The organism is Streptomyces sp. NPDC005262 (assembly GCF_042872425.1).
In the GTDB taxonomy this organism is placed as follows: Bacteria; Actinomycetota; Actinomycetes; order Streptomycetales; family Streptomycetaceae; genus Streptomyces.
The window spans coordinates 76,738-96,252 of the sequence record NZ_JBIAKK010000019.1; the positions used below are offsets into that span (position 1 = coordinate 76,738).

20 protein-coding genes and 1 pseudogene are annotated in these 19,515 nt (G+C 70.1%); 13 read left to right on the forward strand and 8 right to left on the reverse strand.

Features of this window, described 5'->3' with window-relative positions:
- Positions 1-45: 45 nt before the first annotated feature.
- Positions 46-726, reverse strand: a complete 681-nt coding sequence (locus ACFYP5_RS33060; RefSeq protein WP_389042692.1) for an ABC transporter ATP-binding protein — start codon at positions 724-726, stop codon at positions 46-48.
- Positions 723-1,811: an ABC transporter permease gene (locus ACFYP5_RS33065; RefSeq protein WP_389042694.1), complete on the reverse strand. Its 1,089-nt coding sequence runs from the start codon at positions 1,809-1,811 to the stop codon at positions 723-725. Before ACFYP5_RS33065 ends, ACFYP5_RS33060 begins: the two co-directional genes overlap by 4 nt.
- 172 nt (positions 1,812-1,983) lie before the next feature.
- On the opposite strand from ACFYP5_RS33065, the gene ACFYP5_RS33070 reads away from it, so the two are divergent.
- Positions 1,984-3,204 (forward strand): sensor histidine kinase, encoded by a 1,221-nt coding sequence (locus ACFYP5_RS33070; RefSeq protein ID WP_389042696.1) that lies wholly within the window; start codon positions 1,984-1,986, stop codon positions 3,202-3,204.
- The gene (locus tag ACFYP5_RS33075; RefSeq protein WP_389042697.1) at positions 3,201-3,836 is read left to right on the forward strand and encodes a response regulator; all 636 of its coding nucleotides are present in this window, start codon (positions 3,201-3,203) and stop codon (positions 3,834-3,836) included. The genes ACFYP5_RS33070 and ACFYP5_RS33075 overlap by 4 nt, the downstream gene beginning before the upstream one ends.
- Positions 3,837-4,197: 361 nt before the next feature.
- Here ACFYP5_RS33075 and ACFYP5_RS33080 read toward each other — a convergent pair whose 3' ends face one another.
- Positions 4,198-4,599 carry a winged helix-turn-helix transcriptional regulator gene (locus tag ACFYP5_RS33080; protein ID WP_389042699.1) on the reverse strand — a complete coding sequence of 134 codons (402 nt, stop codon included), beginning with the start codon at positions 4,597-4,599 and terminating at the stop codon, positions 4,198-4,200.
- A 78-nt stretch (positions 4,600-4,677) separates the two neighbouring features.
- Here ACFYP5_RS33080 and ACFYP5_RS33085 point away from each other — a divergent pair, with 78 nt between their 5' ends.
- Positions 4,678-5,382 (forward strand): SDR family NAD(P)-dependent oxidoreductase, encoded by a 705-nt coding sequence (locus ACFYP5_RS33085; protein WP_389042701.1) that lies wholly within the window; start codon positions 4,678-4,680, stop codon positions 5,380-5,382.
- A gap of 406 nt (positions 5,383-5,788) precedes the next feature.
- Here ACFYP5_RS33085 and ACFYP5_RS33090 read toward each other — a convergent pair whose 3' ends face one another.
- The gene (locus ACFYP5_RS33090; protein WP_389042703.1) at positions 5,789-6,058 is read right to left on the reverse strand and encodes a hypothetical protein; all 270 of its coding nucleotides are present in this window, start codon (positions 6,056-6,058) and stop codon (positions 5,789-5,791) included.
- Between the two features lie 376 nt (positions 6,059-6,434).
- Complete coding sequence (locus ACFYP5_RS33095; protein WP_389042705.1) at positions 6,435-6,986, reverse strand: glycoside hydrolase family 25 protein; 552 nt, start codon at positions 6,984-6,986, stop codon at positions 6,435-6,437.
- Between ACFYP5_RS33095 and ACFYP5_RS33100 the strand changes: the two genes are divergently transcribed.
- Positions 6,978-7,835, forward strand: a complete 858-nt coding sequence (locus ACFYP5_RS33100; protein WP_389042707.1) for an NADPH-dependent F420 reductase — start codon at positions 6,978-6,980, stop codon at positions 7,833-7,835. The genes ACFYP5_RS33095 and ACFYP5_RS33100 overlap by 9 nt on opposite strands.
- Positions 7,836-8,081: 246 nt before the next feature.
- Here the strand turns inward: ACFYP5_RS33100 and ACFYP5_RS33105 are convergent, their stop codons facing one another.
- Together ACFYP5_RS33105 and ACFYP5_RS33110 are read right to left on the reverse strand one after the other, a co-directional pair.
- Positions 8,082-9,455, reverse strand: a complete 1,374-nt coding sequence (locus ACFYP5_RS33105; protein ID WP_389042708.1) for a radical SAM protein — start codon at positions 9,453-9,455, stop codon at positions 8,082-8,084.
- Between the two features lie 111 nt (positions 9,456-9,566).
- The gene (locus ACFYP5_RS33110) at positions 9,567-10,445 is read right to left on the reverse strand and encodes a pentapeptide repeat-containing protein (protein WP_389042710.1); all 879 of its coding nucleotides are present in this window, start codon (positions 10,443-10,445) and stop codon (positions 9,567-9,569) included.
- A gap of 155 nt (positions 10,446-10,600) precedes the next feature.
- Here ACFYP5_RS33110 and ACFYP5_RS33115 point away from each other — a divergent pair.
- The 9 genes and pseudogenes from ACFYP5_RS33115 to ACFYP5_RS33155 form a co-directional block, all read left to right on the forward strand.
- Positions 10,601-11,287, forward strand: a pseudogene (locus ACFYP5_RS33115) (FAD-binding oxidoreductase); the annotation flags it as partial.
- The gene (locus ACFYP5_RS33120) at positions 11,284-11,751 is read left to right on the forward strand and encodes a hypothetical protein (protein ID WP_389042712.1); all 468 of its coding nucleotides are present in this window, start codon (positions 11,284-11,286) and stop codon (positions 11,749-11,751) included. The pseudogene ACFYP5_RS33115 and the gene ACFYP5_RS33120, both read left to right, overlap by 4 nt.
- Before the next feature lie 195 nt (positions 11,752-11,946).
- Positions 11,947-13,209: a family 16 glycosylhydrolase gene (locus tag ACFYP5_RS33125; RefSeq protein ID WP_389042817.1), complete on the forward strand. Its 1,263-nt coding sequence runs from the start codon at positions 11,947-11,949 to the stop codon at positions 13,207-13,209.
- A complete protein-coding gene (locus tag ACFYP5_RS33130) occupies positions 13,206-14,600 on the forward strand; it encodes a ricin-type beta-trefoil lectin domain protein (protein WP_389042713.1) in 1,395 nt (464 codons plus the stop codon). The genes ACFYP5_RS33125 and ACFYP5_RS33130 overlap by 4 nt, the downstream gene beginning before the upstream one ends.
- Before the next feature lie 209 nt (positions 14,601-14,809).
- Positions 14,810-15,139, forward strand: a complete 330-nt coding sequence (locus tag ACFYP5_RS33135) for a deoxyxylulose-5-phosphate synthase (RefSeq protein ID WP_389042715.1) — start codon at positions 14,810-14,812, stop codon at positions 15,137-15,139.
- Between the two features lie 98 nt (positions 15,140-15,237).
- Positions 15,238-15,723, forward strand: a complete 486-nt coding sequence (locus ACFYP5_RS33140; protein WP_389042717.1) for a MarR family winged helix-turn-helix transcriptional regulator — start codon at positions 15,238-15,240, stop codon at positions 15,721-15,723.
- A gap of 88 nt (positions 15,724-15,811) precedes the next feature.
- The gene (locus tag ACFYP5_RS33145; RefSeq protein ID WP_389042719.1) at positions 15,812-17,299 is read left to right on the forward strand and encodes an MFS transporter; all 1,488 of its coding nucleotides are present in this window, start codon (positions 15,812-15,814) and stop codon (positions 17,297-17,299) included.
- Positions 17,300-17,353: 54 nt separating this feature from the next.
- Positions 17,354-17,884, forward strand: a complete 531-nt coding sequence (locus ACFYP5_RS33150) for a pyridoxamine 5'-phosphate oxidase family protein (protein ID WP_389042720.1) — start codon at positions 17,354-17,356, stop codon at positions 17,882-17,884.
- 43 nt (positions 17,885-17,927) lie between these two features.
- A complete protein-coding gene (locus tag ACFYP5_RS33155) occupies positions 17,928-18,155 on the forward strand; it encodes a hypothetical protein (protein WP_389042722.1) in 228 nt (75 codons plus the stop codon).
- A 60-nt stretch (positions 18,156-18,215) separates the two neighbouring features.
- Here the strand turns inward: ACFYP5_RS33155 and ACFYP5_RS33160 are convergent, their stop codons facing one another.
- The gene (locus ACFYP5_RS33160; protein WP_389042724.1) at positions 18,216-19,289 is read right to left on the reverse strand and encodes an enoyl-CoA hydratase/isomerase family protein; all 1,074 of its coding nucleotides are present in this window, start codon (positions 19,287-19,289) and stop codon (positions 18,216-18,218) included.
- Between the last annotated feature and the right edge of the window lie 226 nt (positions 19,290-19,515).

Consider the following 19,515-nt stretch of genomic DNA (forward strand, 5'->3'; position numbering starts at 1 on the left):
AGGCGGGCGGCCGCGCCGAATGCCCGTTCCCGCACCGTGATGGGCTCAGCGGGCGGTGGGCAGGTGGAGACGTCCGTCGTGGACTTCGGCGATCTGGTCGACGGCGGTGAGGTGGGTGCGGTCGTGGGTGACCAGGACGGTGGCGGTGGCCTGCTGGTGGGTGAGGCGGGTGATCAGGTCGATGACGGCGGCGCCTCGTTCGTGGTCGAGGGCGCTGGTGGGCTCGTCGACCAGGAGGACGGTGGGGTCGTTCATCAGGGCGCGGGCGATGTTGACGCGTTGGCGCTGGCCGCCGGAGAGCTGGTGGGGGCGGCGGCGGACCTGGTCTGCCAGGCCGACCGCGTCAAGGAGTTCCAGGGCGCGGGTGCGAGCCTTGGCGGGGCTACGGCCATCGATCCGGGCCATGACCTGGAGCTGTTCCGTGGCGGTGAGGGAGGGCAGCAGGTTCGGCTGCTGGAAGACGATGCCGATCTTGTGGCGGCGCAGGTCGGTGAGGTCGCCACGGCTCATGCCGGTGGTTTCGATGCCGTCGATGGTGACCGTGCCGGTGTCGGGGGTGATGAGGGTGGCGGCTACGGCCAGGAGACTGGATTTGCCGGAGCCGGAGGGGCCGCCCACGGCGGTGAGGCTGCCCCTGGGAACCTCCAGGCTGACGTGGTCGAGGGCAGTCAGGCGGGTGTCGCCGTCGGGGTAGGTGAGGGTGATGTCGGTCAGGTTCAGGCTCATCGGGCGCTCCCCAGGGCGGTCAGCGGGTCGACGGAGGTGATACGGCGGATGGACAGTGCGGCCCCGAGCACGCCGAGGAGAATCATCACGACGGCTGGGATCAGGACGGTGGCGGGGGCGAGGAGGAACGGCACCGCACTGCCGGCGACGAGGGCACCGAGGGCTGTGGCGATGCCGGTGCCGATCAGCGTGCCGCCGGCGAGCAGGACGACGGCCTGGCCGAGGGCGTCCTTGAGGAGACTCGCAGTGGAGGCGCCGAGGGCCTTGAGGACGGCGACATCTGCGCTGCGCTGGATGGTCCAGACGGTGAAGAACGCGCCGATGACCAGGGCGGAGATGGCGAACAGGAAGCCGCGCATCAGCTGCAGGGAGCCGTTTTCCGAGGTGTAGGAGCCGATCGCGGACAGCGAGTCCTGCTTGGAGACCGTCTTGGTGCCGGCGGCCCGGTCGGTGGCCGCCGTCTCGGCGCCGGAGGTGGTGTTCAGGGCGATGACGGTGGCGGTCGGGCGGTCGCCGACGGCGGTCGGGGGTGCGGTCTTCTGCCAGGTGTCCAGGCTGGTCCAGATGACCGGGGTGTGGCTGAAGGAGGCGTCGCCCTGGACGGCCGCCACCGTCAGTTGCTCGCCGGCCAGGGTGAAGGTGTCGCCGGGCTCCAGGCCGAGGTCGTCGGCGGCCTTGGTGGACAGCACCGCCGACCGGTTGTTGATCTTGTTGCTGTCGGGGACCAGGCCGGAGCCGGGCTGGACGCCGATGGCGGAGACCCCGGTGCTCTTGTCGCCGGCGGTGGCCTTGGTGGTGGTGATACCCACGGGTCGGGCGTTGGTGACTCCGGGGGTCCTGGCCCACCGCCGCCACTGCTGCTGGGTGACGATGGAGCTGGTGTACGACAGGGCCTGTCCGCCGCTGGGCGCCTGGAAAACGATCTTGTCGGCGGGCAGGCCGGTGATGGCGGAGATGTTTTGCCGGCCCAGGCCGGCGGTCAGGCCGGACAGCAGGCCGACCAGCAGGGTGATGAGCACGATGACGGTGCCCATCAGGGCGAAGCGCCCCTTGGCGAACTTCAGATCTCTCCAGGCGACGAACATGACTTTGGCCTGCCCTTTTCTGTGGCGGTAGCGGTATGCCTCCACCGTCTCTGCCGCCCTCCTACCCGGGCATCCGGCCGGAGAGGTCACTTCGTGGGCCGAAGGGCGGCAGGTGGGTTGTAACTTTCGATGGAGGCCGCGCCGGGGTCTGCGTCTTTAGGCTGGAAGGACTGTGAACACCGCCTCTCCCGCCTTGCCTCCCACCACCCGGGCCCTGACCTGGTGCCTGCATCTGCTGATCGTCGCCTTGCTTGCCCTGACCGCGGGCCGGGCCGTGGTCGATGCCCGGCCGCACGCCGCGCTGACCGCTGCCGTGGCGGCGGTGTGCGCTGTCGTGTACGCGGCCGGGCCGCTCCTGCCCCGCATCCGCCGCTCGCGATGGGCCGCGGCTGGGTGGCTGGGCGCCGTCGGCGCCTGCTGGCTGGCGCTGCTGGCCCTGTCCGCCGACGGGGTATGGGTCGCCTTCCCGCTGTACTTCCTCCAGCTGCACCTGCTGCCGCGCCGCGCCGGCCTGGCCGCTGTGGCCGCGACTGCGCTCGCGGCGGTCACTGCGTTCGCCGCCCACACCGGCTCCTTCAGCTTCGCCATGGTGATCGGCCCGGCCCTGGGAGCCGCGGTGGCCGTCGCGGTGGTGTGGGGCTACCAGGCGCTGTACCGGGAGAGCGAGCAGCGCCGACGGCTGATCGAGGAACTCACGGCCACCCGCGTGGACCTCGCCGCCGCCCAGCACACCGCTGGGGTGCTGGCCGAACGCGAACGCCTGGCTCGCGAGATCCACGACACCCTCGCCCAGGGGCTGTCCAGCATCCAGCTGCTGCTTCGCGCCGCCGAACGCGCCCTGCCCACGACACCGGAAAACGCCGCCGGCTACATCGACCAGGCCCGCCAGGCGGCGGTGGACAACCTTGCCGAGGCCCGCCGCTTCGTCGCCGCGCTCACCCCGCCCGCCCTCGAGGACGCCACCTTGGCCGGCGCCCTGGAACGCCTGTGTGCCACCACGAGCGCCCGGCACCGGCTCACAGCACGCTTCCAGCTCACCGGTGACCCGACACCACTGCCGACCGCGCACGAGGTCGCCCTGCTGCGCATCGCCCAGTCCGCCCTCGCCAACACCATCCGCCACGCCGACGCCACCACCGCCGAGGTCACCCTCAGCTTCCGCGGCGTCCACGTCGTCCTAGACGTCGCCGACGACGGCACCGGCTTTGCCCTCGACCAGCTGCCGGCCCCCGACCCCGAAAGCGGCGGCTTCGGCCTGGCCGCCATGCGGGCCCGCATGCGCGCCCTCGGCGGCACCCTCACCGTCGAAACCGCACCCGGCCACGGCACCACCCTGGCCGCCCGGCTCCCCCTGACCCCGCCCGCCAACAGCGAACCCGAGGCCCGCCCGTGACCGACCACCCCATCCGCCTCCTCCTGGCCGACGACCACCCGGTGGTACGGGCCGGGCTCCGCGCCGTCCTGGAGACCGAACCCGGCCTCACGGTGGTGGCCGAGGCAGCCACTGCCGAGGAGGCGATCACGCGCGCCGCCGGGGGTGACATCGACGTAGTGCTGATGGACCTGCAGTTCGGCAAGGGGATGGGCGGCGCCGAAGCCACCGCCCAGATCACCGCCCGCCCCGGCGCCCCCCGCGTGCTCGTCGTCACCACCTACGACTCCGACGCCGACACCCTGCCCGCCATCGAGGCCGGCGCCACCGGCTACCTCCTCAAAGACGCCCCACCGGAGGACCTGGCCGCCGCCGTACGCACCGCCGCCGTCGGCCGCACCACCTTGGCACCCACCGTCGCGGACCGCCTGATGAACCGGCTCCGCACCCCCGCCACCACCCTGACCCGTCGCGAGACCGAAGTCCTCGCACTGGTCGCCGAGGGCCTGTCCAACCAGACCATCGGCCGGCGACTCCACCTCACCGAGGGCACCGTCAAATCCCATCTTGCGCGCGTCTACGCCAAACTCGACGTCGACTCCCGCACCGCTGCCGTAGCGACCGCCACCGACCTCGGCCTCATCCGCCGCTGAGCCGGAGGCCACGCGCGGCGCGTCCAGGCAGCCCGGCCGAAGCCGGCCTGGGTCCATCCGGGTCCTCGATTCTCAGTTCCCTGAACTCGCCGAGGAAGCGGTCTGCACGTGACTCTCGCCGGTCATCGCCAGGGGGGTGGTCGATCAGTCGGACACCGCCTGGGTGGGCTGTGGTTCGGCCCCGGGACGAACGGCCACGGTCGGACCCTGAGTCTTTGGACCGCCCAGGGTCGGCGCTCTCGGTCGCTCGGCGTTCCCCGGTGGCCCCGTTTGCAGCTGTACTGCTGGTGCGACACCCGCTGCGGGCGGTTTGGTCCGCCACCACATGGACGACGCGACGGGCACCTGCAGAGACGGCGCGTCACGCCGTGTCGTAGCGGCGGCGCGCGTTCTCGATCTCCTCGTTGTGGTCCGTGACCCACTGGGCCAGCGCGTGGACCGTGGCGCGCAGGCCCTCACCGAGCGGGGTGAGCTGGTACTCGACGCGTGGGGGTACCTCGGCGTAGACGGTGCGGGAGACGACTCCGTCGCGTTCCAGATGGCGCAGGGTGAGTGTCAGCATGCGCTGGGAGATGCCGGGGACCCGTTTGTGCAGAGTGCCGAACCGCAGGGGCCCGTGGCTGAGGATGCCGATGACGAGGACCGACCACTTGTCGCCGATCCGATCGAGGGTCTCGCGGAAGCCGCGGCCGTTGTCGGGCCATGTCTCGCACGGGTGCGGTGCGGCGATGCCGTCGGTGTCAGCGGTGTGCTCTGCGAACATTCATGTGCCTTTTGTGAGGTCTTCGACACTTCTCTACCGTGGGGCTACGTACTCATCGTAACCAAGCGAGGTAGCAGCATGCCTTCCACACTTTCCACGGTTGCTGTCGTCGGCGCCGGGCCGGGCCTGGGCCGCGCGATCGCCAGCCGTTTCGGTGCCGCCGGGCACCCCGTGGCCCTGATTTCACGTAACGGTGAGAAGCTGCGGGGCCTCGCCGACTCATTGGCGGCTGACGGCATCACCGCCCGCGGCTACCCGGCCGACGTCACCGACGAGAAGGGCCTGACCGGCGCGCTGAACACGGCCGCCGAGGAACTCGGGCGGATCGGCGTGCTCTCCTACAGCCCGGCACCCGCCTTCCCCACCGAGACCGGCCGAATGCCCGACCTGAAGGCGCTGGGGTTCACCGCCGCGGCCGACACCACCGCCGAATCCGTGCGCCCCATGTTCGACATGCTCGTCGGCGGCGCCCTCACCGCGGCCGCCGCGGTCCTGCCGGCGATGCGTGCGGCAGGCGACGGTGCTCTGCTGTTCACCACCGGCACCACCGCCGTCGCCCCCATCCCCGGCATGAGCAACGCCGGCATCGCCCTGGCCGGCCTGCGCTCCTGGGCTCAGGGCCTGAACAAGGACCTCGCCGGCGAAGGCGTCTACGTCGGCCACCTCTGCATCGGAGTGCCGATCATCCCCGGCTCGGGCGAGGGCGACCCGAATGCCCTCGCCGACCGCTGGTACCAGCTCGCCCAGGAACGCGGCACGTTCGAGACCACCGTCGGCGTCTGAACCGTCCGGAAGCCGCATCACCGCCCCTCCGACAGGCCGCGGGCCGCGCTCAGCACCGTGCGTGGCTCGCGGCATCGGCGATGGCCTCCGGCGACGGCTGGAAGCACGCGAGCACGTTTCCGGGCCGCCGGCCGACCGCCGACGAGCAGCCCGGGGCGCGCTCAGCGTCCGGGGACGGCGAGGTCGCGCCCGGTGCACTTGGCGCGGCCGCCGGCGGACCAGTCCTCGGGGGCATGACGAGTCGCGCGGCCGGTGGTTGATATCGAGCCCTTGGGGCGATCGGGCCTCAGGCCCTGCATCGGCCGTGTCATCGGGCGCTCTTCGGCTTCCTGCCGCCGGCCTTCCTGGCCGCGGTGCCGCAGACGCCGATCCGCACCGGGAGACGGCATGGCGGCATGGCGGCAGTTCAGCCGGCCTGGCCGATCGCGCCACGGAGCATGGCCACGGTCGTCGCCGCCGCTCTGCGCTCCGAGTCGTCCTCTGTCGTACGCACCCGTTCCTCCAGCAGCACCACGGCTGCCTGGAGCACGCCGATCCGTACCGGAACGCTCTGCATCCCTGCCAGCACGGCGGCCGCCTGCTCCGCCGGGGTGGCAGTCGCGGCCTGCGGGATGAGAGTCGTGATGCCGCGCCCGAGCGCGCGGTCTCGTGGTGGTTGAGCCGCATTTGTGGTCACCGAAGAAGTCTGCCGCACCGGGTCCGCTGATCGGGTCAGCGACTTGGCGCCTCACCGGTCGCGGGTGCGTGCGACCGGCCGGGAGTCGACGCCCCGGGCCGCCCGTGGGCAGGATCCCAAAGGCCACGATGGCCGGTATTCGCTGGTCCGTTGGACGCGGACGCGTCTGGGGCTGCGCGTTTCCCGATCGCCGGGCCGAAAGGCCGAGCGCCCCTAGAGCCGTCCCGTAATCCCCGGTGGATCAGCGTGCAGCGTCAGCTGCGGTGCATCGCAAGGCGGAGGAGCATACCCATAACGGGAGCATTCGGGCGTTCCGACAACGCGGCGAGGTGCCGTAGCCGACGTCGCGCGTTTGCCAGGGATTACGGCACGGCACTCAGGGCCGGGCCCAGTCGCGCATCGCGGTGCGCGACGCGAAGGCGGCCACATCCTTGTCCAGCGGATCGTCGGTGTACTGGTGGATGCGCCAGGTCGCCTCGATACGTGGTTTGCCCGCGGTCACGTAGTCGGCGATCCACAGGCCGTCACCGGCGTACGACGTGGTGTCGAAATTCAGCCAGAAGTTCCGGTTGCAGTACAGCAGAACCCGGTGGTCCGGCCGGAGACGCTTGACCTCGCGAATGAAGCGATCCTTCTCGGCGTTGGTCGCACGCGTTCCGTCGCCGGTCGTCTCCCAGTCGACGGCCAGCAGGTCACCGGCCTTCTCCGGGGCCTTGCTCACGAAGTACTCCGCCTGCGCCTTGAGATTGCCCGGCCACAGGAAGTGATAGAAGCCGACCACGCATGAAGCGTCCCTCGCCCGCTTGACCTGCGAAGCCAGCTGCGGATTGACGTACGAACGGCCCTCGGTCGCCTTGATGAAAACGAAGTCCAGTCCATCCGTGTCGAAGGACGACTGATACGAGCTGACATCGACGCCATGCAGCATGGGTTCCGCCTTCAAGTGGGCTCTTCGGTTCCGTTTCTTGTTCTACGTGCCCGCAGGTGCCGGTCCTCACCCGTGCGGCCGACCGGGCGCACAGTCTTCCGGCCACCCGGAATAGGTACCGAAGCCGAGGAGTTGGTGAAGCGGCGAGACCGCATTGCACACCGCACGCACCATCGGAAGGTCGGATCCATGAAGATCGGAATCATCGGAGCGGGCAACATCGGCGGCAACCTCACCAGGCGTCTCACCGCGCTGGGCCACGAGGTGTCGATCGCCAACTCCCGCGGCCCGCACACACTCACCGCGCTCGCCGAGGAGACCGGAGCGACCCCGGTCACCGCGGCGGAGGCGGCACAGGGCGCCCGGGTCGTGGTCGTCACCATCCCGGTGAAGGCAGTCCCGAACCTGCCCGCCGGGTTCCTGAACGGGGCCGCGGAGGACGTCGTGGTGATCGACACCGGCAACTACTACCCGCAGCAGCGCGACGGCCGTGTCGCCGCCATCGAGGACGGGCTGCCGGAGAGCAGGTGGACCGAGGAACAGATCGGGCACCCGGTGATCAAGGCGTTCAACGGGACCTATGCGGATGACCTCCTCTCCAAGGCTCTTCCGAAGGGCAGCCCCGGCCGGCAGGCCCTGCCGGTCGCCGGCGACGACGCGGCCGCCAAGCAGACCGTGCGCGACCTCATCGACGAACTGGGCTTCGACACGGTGGATGCGGGCGGTCTGGACGAGTCCTGGCGCCAGCAGCCGGGCACTCCCGTCTACGGCAACCAGGGCGATGCCGAGACCATCGCGAAGGCGCTCACCGACGCCTCGCCGGAACGTACGGCGGAGTGGCGCGCCTGACACCGCCCAGGCCCACCCTCGTGCTGCCGGTCGGCAGGGCGGGGGCGGGTACCGACGGCGCGTTCGCCGGTGCCCCCCTTCCGCCTCCGATTCCGCTCGGACCGCACCGGCCGAATCCCGTGTGGGCCGACGGCACGGACAACGCCCCGGTGCCGGGCTTCGCCGAAGTCGTGCGCGAACGCGCCTGCCATGCACGGGCGTTGCACGACGACCGACCGGCCCGGCGCCCATCGTCCGAACCCGGGTCTACTGACCGTCGTCCGGGGCGGCCGGCAGGCTGTCCATGAACGAACTGACGGAGAACACGGCGCGACCGGGTCCGGGCGGACCGTAGCCGGGCGGCGAGCTGAGCCCGAACTCCTCCATCGTCGAGCGGTAAGCGTCCAGCAACCTGATGTGGTACTCCAGCGGCGCCCCGTCCGGGTTGGTCTTCCCGAGCGGCGTGGTGGGTTCCGGGCACCAGGTGGTGAACCGCGGAGTGATGCCGTGCGACATGAAGAACCGCAGTCCCTCGGTGGTCGAGTCGATGGCTTCGTCGACCGTCGTGAAGCCGAACGGCTCGGCCATCTCCACGCCCGCCACGAAGTTGGGAATGACGTTCCGGGCACCGAAGACCTCGGCGGAGTCCAGAATGCGTCGGTGCCATTCGTCCCGGCCGACATAGCGCTCCTTGCCGGGGCAGTACAGCTCGAACAGCCGGCGGTCCCACACCTCGTAGTTGGGGTGGTAGATCTGGACGCCGTAGTCGTGGAAGCGCTGGACGTCGTCCTTCGAGAGGGCCTGCGCGACGACCTTGCCGATCCAGCGGCCGGGGAAGGCCTCCTCGATGGCCTTGGCGTACTGCCCGTAGAAGTCGGCTTCGTCGCGGCCGCCGATGTGGGAGGTGATGGCGCCACCGGTGAGGGTGTAGGCGGTGGAGGTCTTCGCGGTGTCGTACCGGTCGATGATGGCGAGCGCTTCCAGCACCTCCTCGACGGGCTTCACACCGGTGTACGGGCGTCCCGCCGCCTTGTGCTGGCGCCAGTTGTGGTTGATGTCGCAGTACTGGCACTCCTCCTTCGCACCGAAGTACTGGCAGACGCGGAAGACCGTCAGATAGACGAGGTAGCCCCACTGGATGGTGGGCGCCACCTCCATCACCGACTTGCCGTTGGCGAGCGTGTGCCGGTAGTAGTCCGGCATCGGCGGCAGGCCCACGTCCGAGATCCGCCTGCCGTCCAGGTACAGCCCCAGGACACCGTCCGCGTCGGCCGCGACACGGTAAGGCGACGCCGGGTTCACCCGTACCGACACGACCGTGCGGCGCAGCTCGTACGGGCCTCCGGTGAGCACGATCTCCTCCGGCGGGCGGCGCAGGGCGGCCGCGCCCAGCTCGGGCAAGGTGCCGTGGTCGAAGGAGAAGATGAAGTACGACTTCGGCTTGACGTCGCCGTCCTCGTTGTCGCTGAGCGCGGACTCGTCGAAGGCCACGCCGCCGCGCAGCAGGTCCTCCTTCACGACGGCCTCGCGCGGCACATGCGGGAACCGTTCCATGAGCTGCTCGATCAAGCGGGTACGGCTCGCGTCGGTGCGGCTGGGGTCGCCGGGGTCTCTGCGGCCGGTCTCGGTGCGGCTGGGCATGTACGGGGCTCCTCGGTCCGGGCGTCGATGGGTCTTGCGGTACGCCACACTGTGCAACGAGCCACGGACGTCAACCGTTCGCGACGCCGGCCGGAGGGCAGGTGCCGTCGGTCACTTGTCCCAGTGCGTGGGGGGACGGAGCGACGGCGGAAGTTTCGTGGCAGCGTCGCCCCGCGCCGCGTTGAGCTGCGCCTGCGTGAGGAACAGACTCCCGGTCAGGTCGGCTCCGGACAGTTCGGCGTCCCGGAAATCCGCGCCGATGAGGTCGGCGAGACGCAGATCGGCGCCGGTGAGGTCGGCGGCGATGAGATAGGCGCCACGCAGGTCGGCCCCCTGCAGGTCGGCGCCCTTGAGCCGGGCGCCGATGAGGTCGGCGCCCCGGTGGTTGCGCTTCTTCCTGCGGGGGACGGTGGCCCGTACTAGTTCGCTGGTCCGCAGCAGCAGCGCGGCGACGTCGTCCCGGTGTCCCGCGACGTCGAGGTCGGCGAACGCGTCGGGTGTGACGTGGGTGAGACGTTCGGTCGTGTCGACGGCGCGCCGTATCTCGCCGTGGAGAGGGCGGGCCGCCTGCAGTGTCAGGGCTTCGGTGAGATACCAGAGCAGTTCGTGGAGTTGCCGCATGACCGGGAACACCTGGAACATCTGCTGGGCGGTCTGCGGGGCCTGCCGCCAGTCCAGTCCGTCGAACGTCTCCTGGGAGACCTTCTGGCCGGCACCGAAGCAGTCGTACACCGTGCAGCCGGGGAAGCCCTGGGTCCGCAGTTCGGTGTGAATGCCGCAGCGGAAGTCGTCCTGCAGATTGTGGCAGGGCTGCCCGGCGTCCTTGTCGACCGCGAAGTCCGCCGACCGGGTCAGGGTCAGCGCGACGCAGCACAGTCCGAAGCAGTTCGCGCAGTCGGCGTGCAGGTCGGCACGGTCGGGGCCGTCGCCGCGCGGCTCGGTGCGGTCGTGGGTGCGGTCGGTGCCGGAGCCCCGGGCGTTGTCGGACACGGTGCGGTGGATCCTCTGGCGTTCGGAGTGCTGGACGGTCGAGCTTACCGAGGTCCCACAGGCCGAGGCGCACGCGGACGGACAGCCTCGCTTCCTGTGCCTGTCCCCCGCCGGACAAGCCGGAAGCGGTGCGCGCGATGATGAAGGCTTGCATGATGGGGCTGTCCGCCGACGCGGATGTGGTGCTGCTCGGCCGGGTCGACACCCCGGGCGCCGAGGGCGACGCCGAGGCCGAGCTGGTCCGGGACTGCTTCGAGCGGGCGGGCGCCACCTGGGCCGTGGTCTCCACGGATCAGCGGGAGGCGGACGCGCTGTTCCAGGCGCAACGGCTGGCCTGTCCGGCTCTGGAGCGGCTCGGTCCGGTGCTCACCGAGGATGCCTGCGTGCCACGGACCGCGGTGCCGGAAATGTTGGCCCGGATCGGGAAGACCGCGGCCCGGCACGACATACTGGTCGCCTATATCGCGCATGCCGGTGACGGCAATCTGCATCCGCTGATCATCGCGAGGCCTGGCGACGAGGCTGCGCGTGCGCGCGCCCAGTTGGCCTTCGAGGACATCCTCGACGACGCGATCGCCCTCGGCGGGACCGTCACGGGCGAGCACGGGGTGGGGCTGCTGAAGATGCGCGGTATGGACAAGGAGCTGGGGCCCGCCGTGCTCGGGATGCATCACGCGGTGAAGGCGGCCCTGGACCCGCACGGCATCCTGAATCCCGGGAAGGTGCTCGGCTCGGGGCCCGTCGCAACGGTGCAGCCGCTGGAGGGCGATCGGCGCGGCCCGCTGTCGGTGGGGCGACGCACACTGGCAGGAGGGCGGGTTCGGGTGAAGGGACGCGGATGAGCAGCGGGAACGGCCATGACACCGGGTTCGAACCGGCCACCGGGGACGGCCCGTTGCCTCCGGGTCCTGCGGAGAAGCGTGCCGCGTCGGTACGGGCGGCGTTCGAGGGGCTGCTGCAGATCCGGCGGCTGACCAATACCGGCCGAGAGGACCCGGAGGGCGCGCCTGCCGAGTGGGAGCTCCGTCGGACGGTACGGGCGGTGGCCCTGGCGCTGGAGGCGGACGGCCGCAGTCCTTCGGCCGTCGACGCGTCCGGGCAGCGGATCGCGTCCGGGTATCGCGTGCAGGAGGGCGAGGCGCCCGGCGTCGTACGGGTGGAGTGGCTCGGTCCGCCGGGCAGCGGGGCCGCGCACGAGGAAGAGGCCGAGCTGACCCGCTGTGCGGCCGCGCTGGGACGGCTGGGGTGGACGGCGCTGCTGTACCGGGGGCCGCGGCGCCGCAGGTTCCTGGAGGTCGAGTCATGACGGTGGCGTTCAAGTCCTGAACACGTCGGTGGCGCGGTCCGTCAACAGAAGGTCTGTACCAGCTTCTTGACGCCCCCTCGTGCCAACACTTAAATCAAGAAATGAATTAAGCGTCGGGACCGAACGTCACCCGGGCGCCGGTTCAGCGTGCAATCTGTCATGAGCATGCCCCCACCATGAAGTGATGTGATGACTGTGCGAACCCCCAGACGGCGTCGGACGGCGCTGTACCTCGTTGCCCTGCTGTGCTGTTCGGGCGCGGTGAGCGCCGCCGCCCCCGCAGGCGCCGCCCCTCTGCCCGAACCGCGCGTCGCCGCCGCGGCCGCAGCGACAACGTTCTCCGACGACTTCAACGGTCCGGCCGGATCGGCTGTCGACGGAAGCAAGTGGCAGACGGAGACCGGCGACAACGTCAACAACCACGAGCGGCAGTTCTACACGGCGGGCAACAGCAACGCCGCCCTCGACGGCCAGGGCAATCTCGTCATCACCGCCCGCAAGGACAACCCCGGCAACTACCAGTGCTGGTACGGCCGGTGCGAGTACACCTCGGCCCGGCTGAATACGGCCGGCAAGTTCACCTCGACGTACGGGCACGTCGAGACGAGGATGAAGATCCCGCGCGGCCAGGGCATGTGGCCCGCGTTCTGGATGCTCGGCGACGACCTCGGCAGCGTCGGGTGGCCCAACAGCGGCGAGATCGACATCATGGAGAACGTCGGCTTCGAGCCAGGCACGGTCCACGGCACCATCCACGGTCCCGGGTACTCCGGCTCCGGCGGCATCGGGGCCGGCTACTCCCTCCCCGGCGGCCAGGCGTTCGCCGACGCGTTCCACACCTTCGCGGTGGACTGGGCCCCCGACTCCATCACCTGGTCCGTGGACGGCAATGTCTACCAGCGGCGTACACCGGCCGACCTCGGTGGCAAGAGCTGGGTGTTCAACAAGCCGTTCTTCATCATCATGAACCTCGCGGTCGGCGGCTACTGGCCCGGCGACCCCGACGGCAGCACCGCCTTCCCGAAACAGCTCGTCGTCGACTACGTGCACGTCACCACCAGTGACAGCGGATCCGGCGGCACCATCACGGGGCTGGGCGGCAAGTGCGTCGACGTGGCAGGCGCCTCCGCCGCCAACGGAACAGCGGTCCAGCTCTACGACTGCAACGGAACCGCCGCCCAGAAGTGGACCGTCGGCACCGACGGTACGATCCGCGCGCTCGGCAAGTGCCTCGACGTCAAGGACAACAGCACGGCCGACGGCGCCCAGCTCCAGCTCTGGGACTGCACCGGCGGAGCCAACCAGCGGTGGGGGGTGTCCGGCGCCCGGGACATCGTGAACGTGCAGGCCGACAAGTGCATGGATGCCACCGGCAACTCCTCCGCCAACGGCACCCGGCTCCAGATCTGGACCTGCGCCGGAACCGCCAACCAGAAGTGGACGGTGAACGCCGCATGAGCCCCTCCCCCGTCTCCCGCCGCCGCCTCGGGCCGCTCGCACTCCCGGCAGCCCTCCTACTCGCCGCCGGAGCCTCGCTCGTCACCCTGCCCGCCACGGCCAGTGCCGCGGCCACCGCCACGGGCGCGATCACCGGACTGGGCGGCAAGTGCGTCGACGTGGCGGGTGCCTCCGCCGCCAATGGAACAGCGGTCCAGCTCTACGACTGCAACGGAACCACCGCTCAGCAGTGGACCGTCGGCACCGACGGTACGATCCGCGCGCTCGGCAAGTGCCTCGATGCCAAGGACAACGGCACCGCCAACGGCACGCAGCTGCAATTGTGGGACTGCAGCGGCGGAGCCAACCAGAAGTGGTCCGTCTCCACCGCACACGACATCGTGAACGTCCAGGCCGACAAGTGCATGGATGCCACCGGCAACTCCTCCGCCAACGGCACCCGGCTCCAGATCTGGACCTGCGCCGGAACCGCCAACCAGAAGTGGACGGCACCTTCGGACGGCGGCACCCCCACGCCGGGTGGAACGATGGCCGTGGCACCGTATCTGTACAACGGCTGGGGCAGCCCGCCCAGTCCGACGACCGTCATGAACGCGACCGGCGTGAAGTGGTTCACCCTGGCCTTCGTGCTCAGCAACGGCTACTGCAACCCGCAGTGGGACGGCGGCCGGCCGCTGACGGGCGGCGTCGACCAGCAGACCATCAACACCGTGCGCGGCGCCGGCGGGGACGTCATCCCGTCCTTCGGCGGCTGGAGCGGCAACAAGCTGGAGAGCTCCTGCTCCAGCGCGGGTGAGCTCGCCGCCGCGTATCAGAAGGTCATCAACGCGTACGGTCTCAAGGCGATCGACATCGACATCGAGGCGGACGCCTACAGCAACGCCACGGTCCAGCAACGCACGGTCGACGCACTGAAGACCATCAAGGCCAACAATCCGGGCATCAAGGTGTACGTCACCTTCGGTACCGGCCAGAGCGGCCCCGACACCAGCCTGATCAACAGGGCCGCCTCCGCGGGGCTGACCGTCGACAGCTGGACGATCATGCCCTTCGACTTCGGCGGCGCCGGACAGAACATGGGGACGCTCACCACACGTGCCGCCGAGGGCCTGAAGACCGCGGTCAAGAACGCGTACGGATACAGCGACGACCAGACCTACCGCTCGATCGGCATCTCGTCGATGAACGGCATCACCGACGACAACGAGACGGTGACGGTGGACGACTTCCGCACCGTCCTCGCCTACGCCCAGCAGCACCACCTGGCGCGGCTCACCTTCTGGTCGGTGAACCGTGACCGGCCCTGCACGGGCGGCGGAGCCGACACCTGTTCCGGCGTGAGCCAGCAGGCGTGGGACTACACGCGGGTGTTCGCCCAGTACACGGGATGACGTGACAGGAAGCGCAGGAGGCTGCCGACCGGTCGCCCGCTGCACTTCGGGGACGACGCGGACCGCCCGCTCGGCGCCGGTGCGAACCACCGGGCCGGGCTGGCGGTTCAGCGGCCCCGCGCAACGTAACCGCATCAGGTCGGGGTGCGACCCGTCCGCCCCGCCGAATTCCCCTCGCCGCCGGGCCGGTCAGGGTCTACGCTCCCCGCATGCCACACGCGAAGACCTCGTACGTCTGTCTGCCCTGCCGGGCCGCGTACAAGCAGCGCTACACGGGAGACCACGACCGAATCTGCCCGCGCTGCGCGCAGTCCTTGATCCACGTCGGATCGGCCTTCGCCACACCGCGGCGCCGGGACACGGATGCCTGGCGCACGTTCTCGGTCCTGTTGCATGCGGGCATCCGCTTCCACAAGAGCTGCTGCGGCGGTCCCGGCTACCGTCCGCGCACCATGAGCGAGGTGCGCGAGCGGATGGCATACGCCCGCACCTCCGGGGAACCGTTCGCCCGTGCGTTGGTGCGTCGCAACCTGCCGTAGCCCGCCCGTACCGCCGGCCACAAGGACCGAGGGCTGCCCCGGATAGACCAGCTGCCGGATAATCCACCACGGACCGAATCGCGATTACCCTGGGCCGCATGACTGCCATGGCACCCGCCCGGACCGAACCGGACCTCTCTTTCCTGCTGGATCACACCAGCCATGTTCTGCGGACCCAGATGGCGGCAGCGCTCGCCGAGATCGGGCTCACGGCGCGCATGCACTGTGTCCTGGTCCACGCCCTGGAGGAGGAGCGGACCCAGATCCAGCTCGCCGAGATCGGCGACATGGACAAGACCACGATGGTCGTGACGGTCGACGCCCTGGAGACGGCCGGCCTCGCCGAGCGCCGCCCGTCCAGCAAGGACCGCCGCGCGCGGATCATCGCGGTGACCGAGAAGGGTGCGCGGGTCGCCGAGGAGAGTCAGAAGATTGTCGACGGGGTGCACGAGCGGGCGCTCGACTCCCTCCCCCAGGACGAGCGCGAGGTGCTGCTGCGAGCGATGCAGCGCCTGGTGGACGGTCATTTGGCCACTCCCTCCGAGAGTCCGCAGACAGTTCGTCGGGCTCGTCAGCGCGGGTAGCGGTCACCGATCGACCCGCAACAAATAGTCTGCAACGAAACCATCTGCTAACTTCTCTCCTGTTACTTCATACGACAGGAGAGACCGCATGTCCGCTCCTTCCGCTCGCCCCGCGCCCGCTGTCCCGACCACGGCACCTGCCCCCACAGCCCGCTCCCGCCGGTTGGCCCTCGGGGTGATCGCGACGGGGATGCTCATGATCATCCTCGACGGCTCCATCGTCACCGTGGCCATGCCGGCCATCCAGAACGACCTGGGGTTCACCCCGGCCGGACTGAGCTGGGTCGTCAACGCCTACCTGATCGCGTTCGGCAGCCTGCTGCTGCTCGCGGGACGGCTCGGCGACCTGCTCGGCCGCAAGCGGATGTTCCTGGCCGGCACCGCGGTGTTCACCGTCGCATCACTGCTGGCGGGCCTCGCCACCACACCCGCGCTGCTCATCACCGCCCGGTTCCTGCAGGGCATCGGCGGCGCGATGGCATCCGCCGTCGGCCTGGGCATCCTCGTGACACTCTTCACCGAACCCCGGGAACGTGCCCGCGCCATAGCCGTGTTCAGCTTCACCGGTGCGGCCGGTGCGTCGATCGGTCAAGTCCTCGGCGGGGTCCTCACCGACGCCCTCAGCTGGCACTGGATCTTCTTCATCAACCTGCCGATCGGGCTCGCGGCCCTCGCCATCGCCGTGCCCGCGCTGCCCGCCGACCGCGGTCTCGGCCTCCGCGCCGGAGCCGACGTCATCGGGGCGCTCCTGGTCACCGCTGGGCTGATGCTGACGATCTACACCGTCGTCAAGGTCGAGGAACACGGCTGGACATCGGCACACACACTCGGCCTCGGCGCGGCGGCCGCCGTCCTGCTCGGCGCGTTCATCACCCGCCAGGCCGGCGCCGGAACTCCGCTCATGCCTCTGCGGATCCTGAGGTCGCGCGCGGTCGCGGGTGCCAACCTGGTCCAACTGCTCATGGTCGCCGCACTGTTCTCGTTCCAGATTCTGGTCGCGCTCTATCTGCAGAAGGTCCTCGGTTACGGTTCCGCGCGGACCGGGCTCGCCATGCTTCCGGCAGCGGCCGTCATCGGCATGGTGTCCCTCGGCGTCTCGGCCCGTCTCAACGCGCGCTTCGGCGAGCGACGCGTGCTGCTGGCCGGACTCGTGCTGCTAATCGGGGTGCTGGGGCTGCTGGCGCGCGTACCCGTCCATGCCCACTACCTCAGCGATCTGCTTCCGGTGATGCTGCTCGCGGCCGGCTTCGGCCTCGCGCTCCCGGCGTTGACCACGCTCGGCATGTCCGACGCGAAGCCCGAGGACGCCGGGCTCGCGTCCGGACTGTTCAGCACCACCCAGCAGATCGGCATGGCCGTGGGCATCGCACTGCTTTCCACGCTGGCGGCCTCCCGGACCGACCAGTTGCTCGTGGACGGGCAGAGCCGGGCAGCGGCGCTGACCGGCGGCTACCACCTGGCGTTCGTGGTCGGCGCCGGCTTCCTCGTCGCCGCCTTCGTCGTCGCGCTCGCGGTACTGCGCCCGCACAGGCCGACGCCCGTCGCCGCCCCAGGGAGTGACGCCGCGACTGTCTGACCCACCGCTTCCCCGCCTCTTCCTTCACGACCACTGCCGACGAAAGGTCGCCTCATGAACGCGAACACGGAAGGAACAGCGAAGGACGAGCAGCAGCCGGGCGCCGGGCCCACACCCCGCGAGCTCACCGATGACGAACTGTCACGACTTCTGCGCGATCAGCAGTTCGGAGTGCTCTCCTTCGTCAGGCGCAGCGGCCACCCGCATCTGTCCACGGTGCTGTACGACTGGCATCCCGTGGAGCGCGTCGTACGCATTTCCGCCACGGCCGACCGGCTGAAGGTGCGCCGGCTGCGAAACGCGCCGCACTCCGCCCTGCATGTACAGGGGCCGGACGTCTTCTCGTTCGCCGTCGCCGAGGGCGATGCGGAGGTCTCGGAGGAGACCACCGTTCCCGGTGATGCGACCGGCCGTGAACTGCTCGCCATGACACCGGGGTTCGACGACAAGAAGGAAGAGGCCGCATTCCTGGCGCAGGCCGTGGCAGACCGACGCGTGGTGATTCGTATCCGGGTCTCCCGTCTCTACGGAACGGCCCTGGACGTCCACGCAGCGCAGTCCCGAACCGCGTTGTCAGACCCATGAGGGATGCTTGATGGTCCGACACCTCTGACCGGGAGATGCTGAAATGCACAATGACGAGATCGCTGCGGCCCAGGCGTACGTCCGGTTACTGGAGGCGACTCGGGCAGCCCTCGCGGACCAGGACCAGGCGCCGCTTTACCTGTCGCTGCTCGCCTCTCCGATGGCCGAGGCCGACGGCGCGTTGCGGCGTGCGGGGCTCTGCGGCAACGAGGCCAGATTCTTCGATCTCGTACGGTCCCTTCAACCGAGCATGTCCGGCAGCGGTCGCTGACCAGCACGACAGCCGGGCAGGCTGACAGGCCGACGGACTTTGCGCGGCCTGCCTCGTGCTTCAGCCCTTGGCCGAGGCATCGAGGGCGAGGCCGAGTTCGCGGTCTCCGAGCGGCTCGAAGAAGCCCGCCACGTCCGCCGGGCGGACCTGGGCGAGCCGGGGCGGGCTCCACTGCGGGTTGCGGTCCTTGTCGATGATCTGGGCGCGCACGCCCTCGACCAGATCCGGCCTGGTGAAGGCGGCGCAGGAGACGCGGAACTCCTGGTCGAGCACCGCCTCCAGGCTGCCGAGACGCCGTGCGCCGCGTACCGAGGCTAGAGTCACCTTGAGTGCGGTGGGCGACTTGGCGAGAAGCGTTTCGGCGGTCTCCTTCGCGGCGGGTACGCCGCTGTTCTGGAGGCGGTCGACGATCTCCTCGACCGAGTCCGCCGCGTAGCAGGCGTCGATCCAGCCTCGGTGCCCGGCCAGTTCACCGGCGGGCGAGGTTGTGGCGTGGCGCCGCGCAGTCGCCATCACCTCGGCAGACGTTGTGCTCCCGGCGAGATCCCGGGTGAGCTCCACCAGGTGCTCGGCCGGGACGAAGTGGTCGGCGAGGCCGCACAGCAGCGCATCGCCCGCGCCGACCGCGTCCCCGGTGAGCGCCAGGTGGGTACCGAGCTCACCGGGTGCGGAGGCGAGGAGGTGGGTTCCGCCGACATCGGGCACAAAGCCGATACCGGTCTCCGGCATCGCGACGCGTGAGCGCTCCGTGACGATACGGACGCTGCCGTGGGCCGACACCCCGACGCCGCCGCCCATCACGATGCCGTCCATGAGTGCGACGTACGGCTTGGTGAAGCGTGCGATACGGGCGTTGAGCCGGTACTCGTCGCGCCAGAAGTCCACCGATGTGCTGCCGCCCGCTCGGGCGTCCTCGTAGATGGCGCGAATATCGCCCCCGGCGCACAGACCGCGCTCCCCCGCCCCACTGAGCAGCACAGCGGTGACCGAGTCGTCGCGTTCCGCCGCGGCGAGGGCTTCGTCGATGCGGAGCACCATGGGATGGGTCAGCGCGTTGATCGCCCGGGGCCGGTTGAGCGTGATGTGCCGGATGCGGCCCTCGGTATGCAGCAGGACGGGGTCTTGGTTGTTCATGAGTGCGCTCCGGTCAGCCCCTGTGCCGTACCGTCCGCCGGTCACGGACGATCTTCTGCTGTTCATTGTGCGTGGTGGGTGGCGGGGTGGGGCGGCAGGGGGTGCCGTGGGCGGGGAGCAGGGGGCGGTAAGGGGCGTCGGAGGCGCCGCGGGGCGTCGTCCGCTGTGGCAGTCATCTGCGACCGGTTCGACAATTGAGGCGTACACGAGCACCGCACACAGGCCG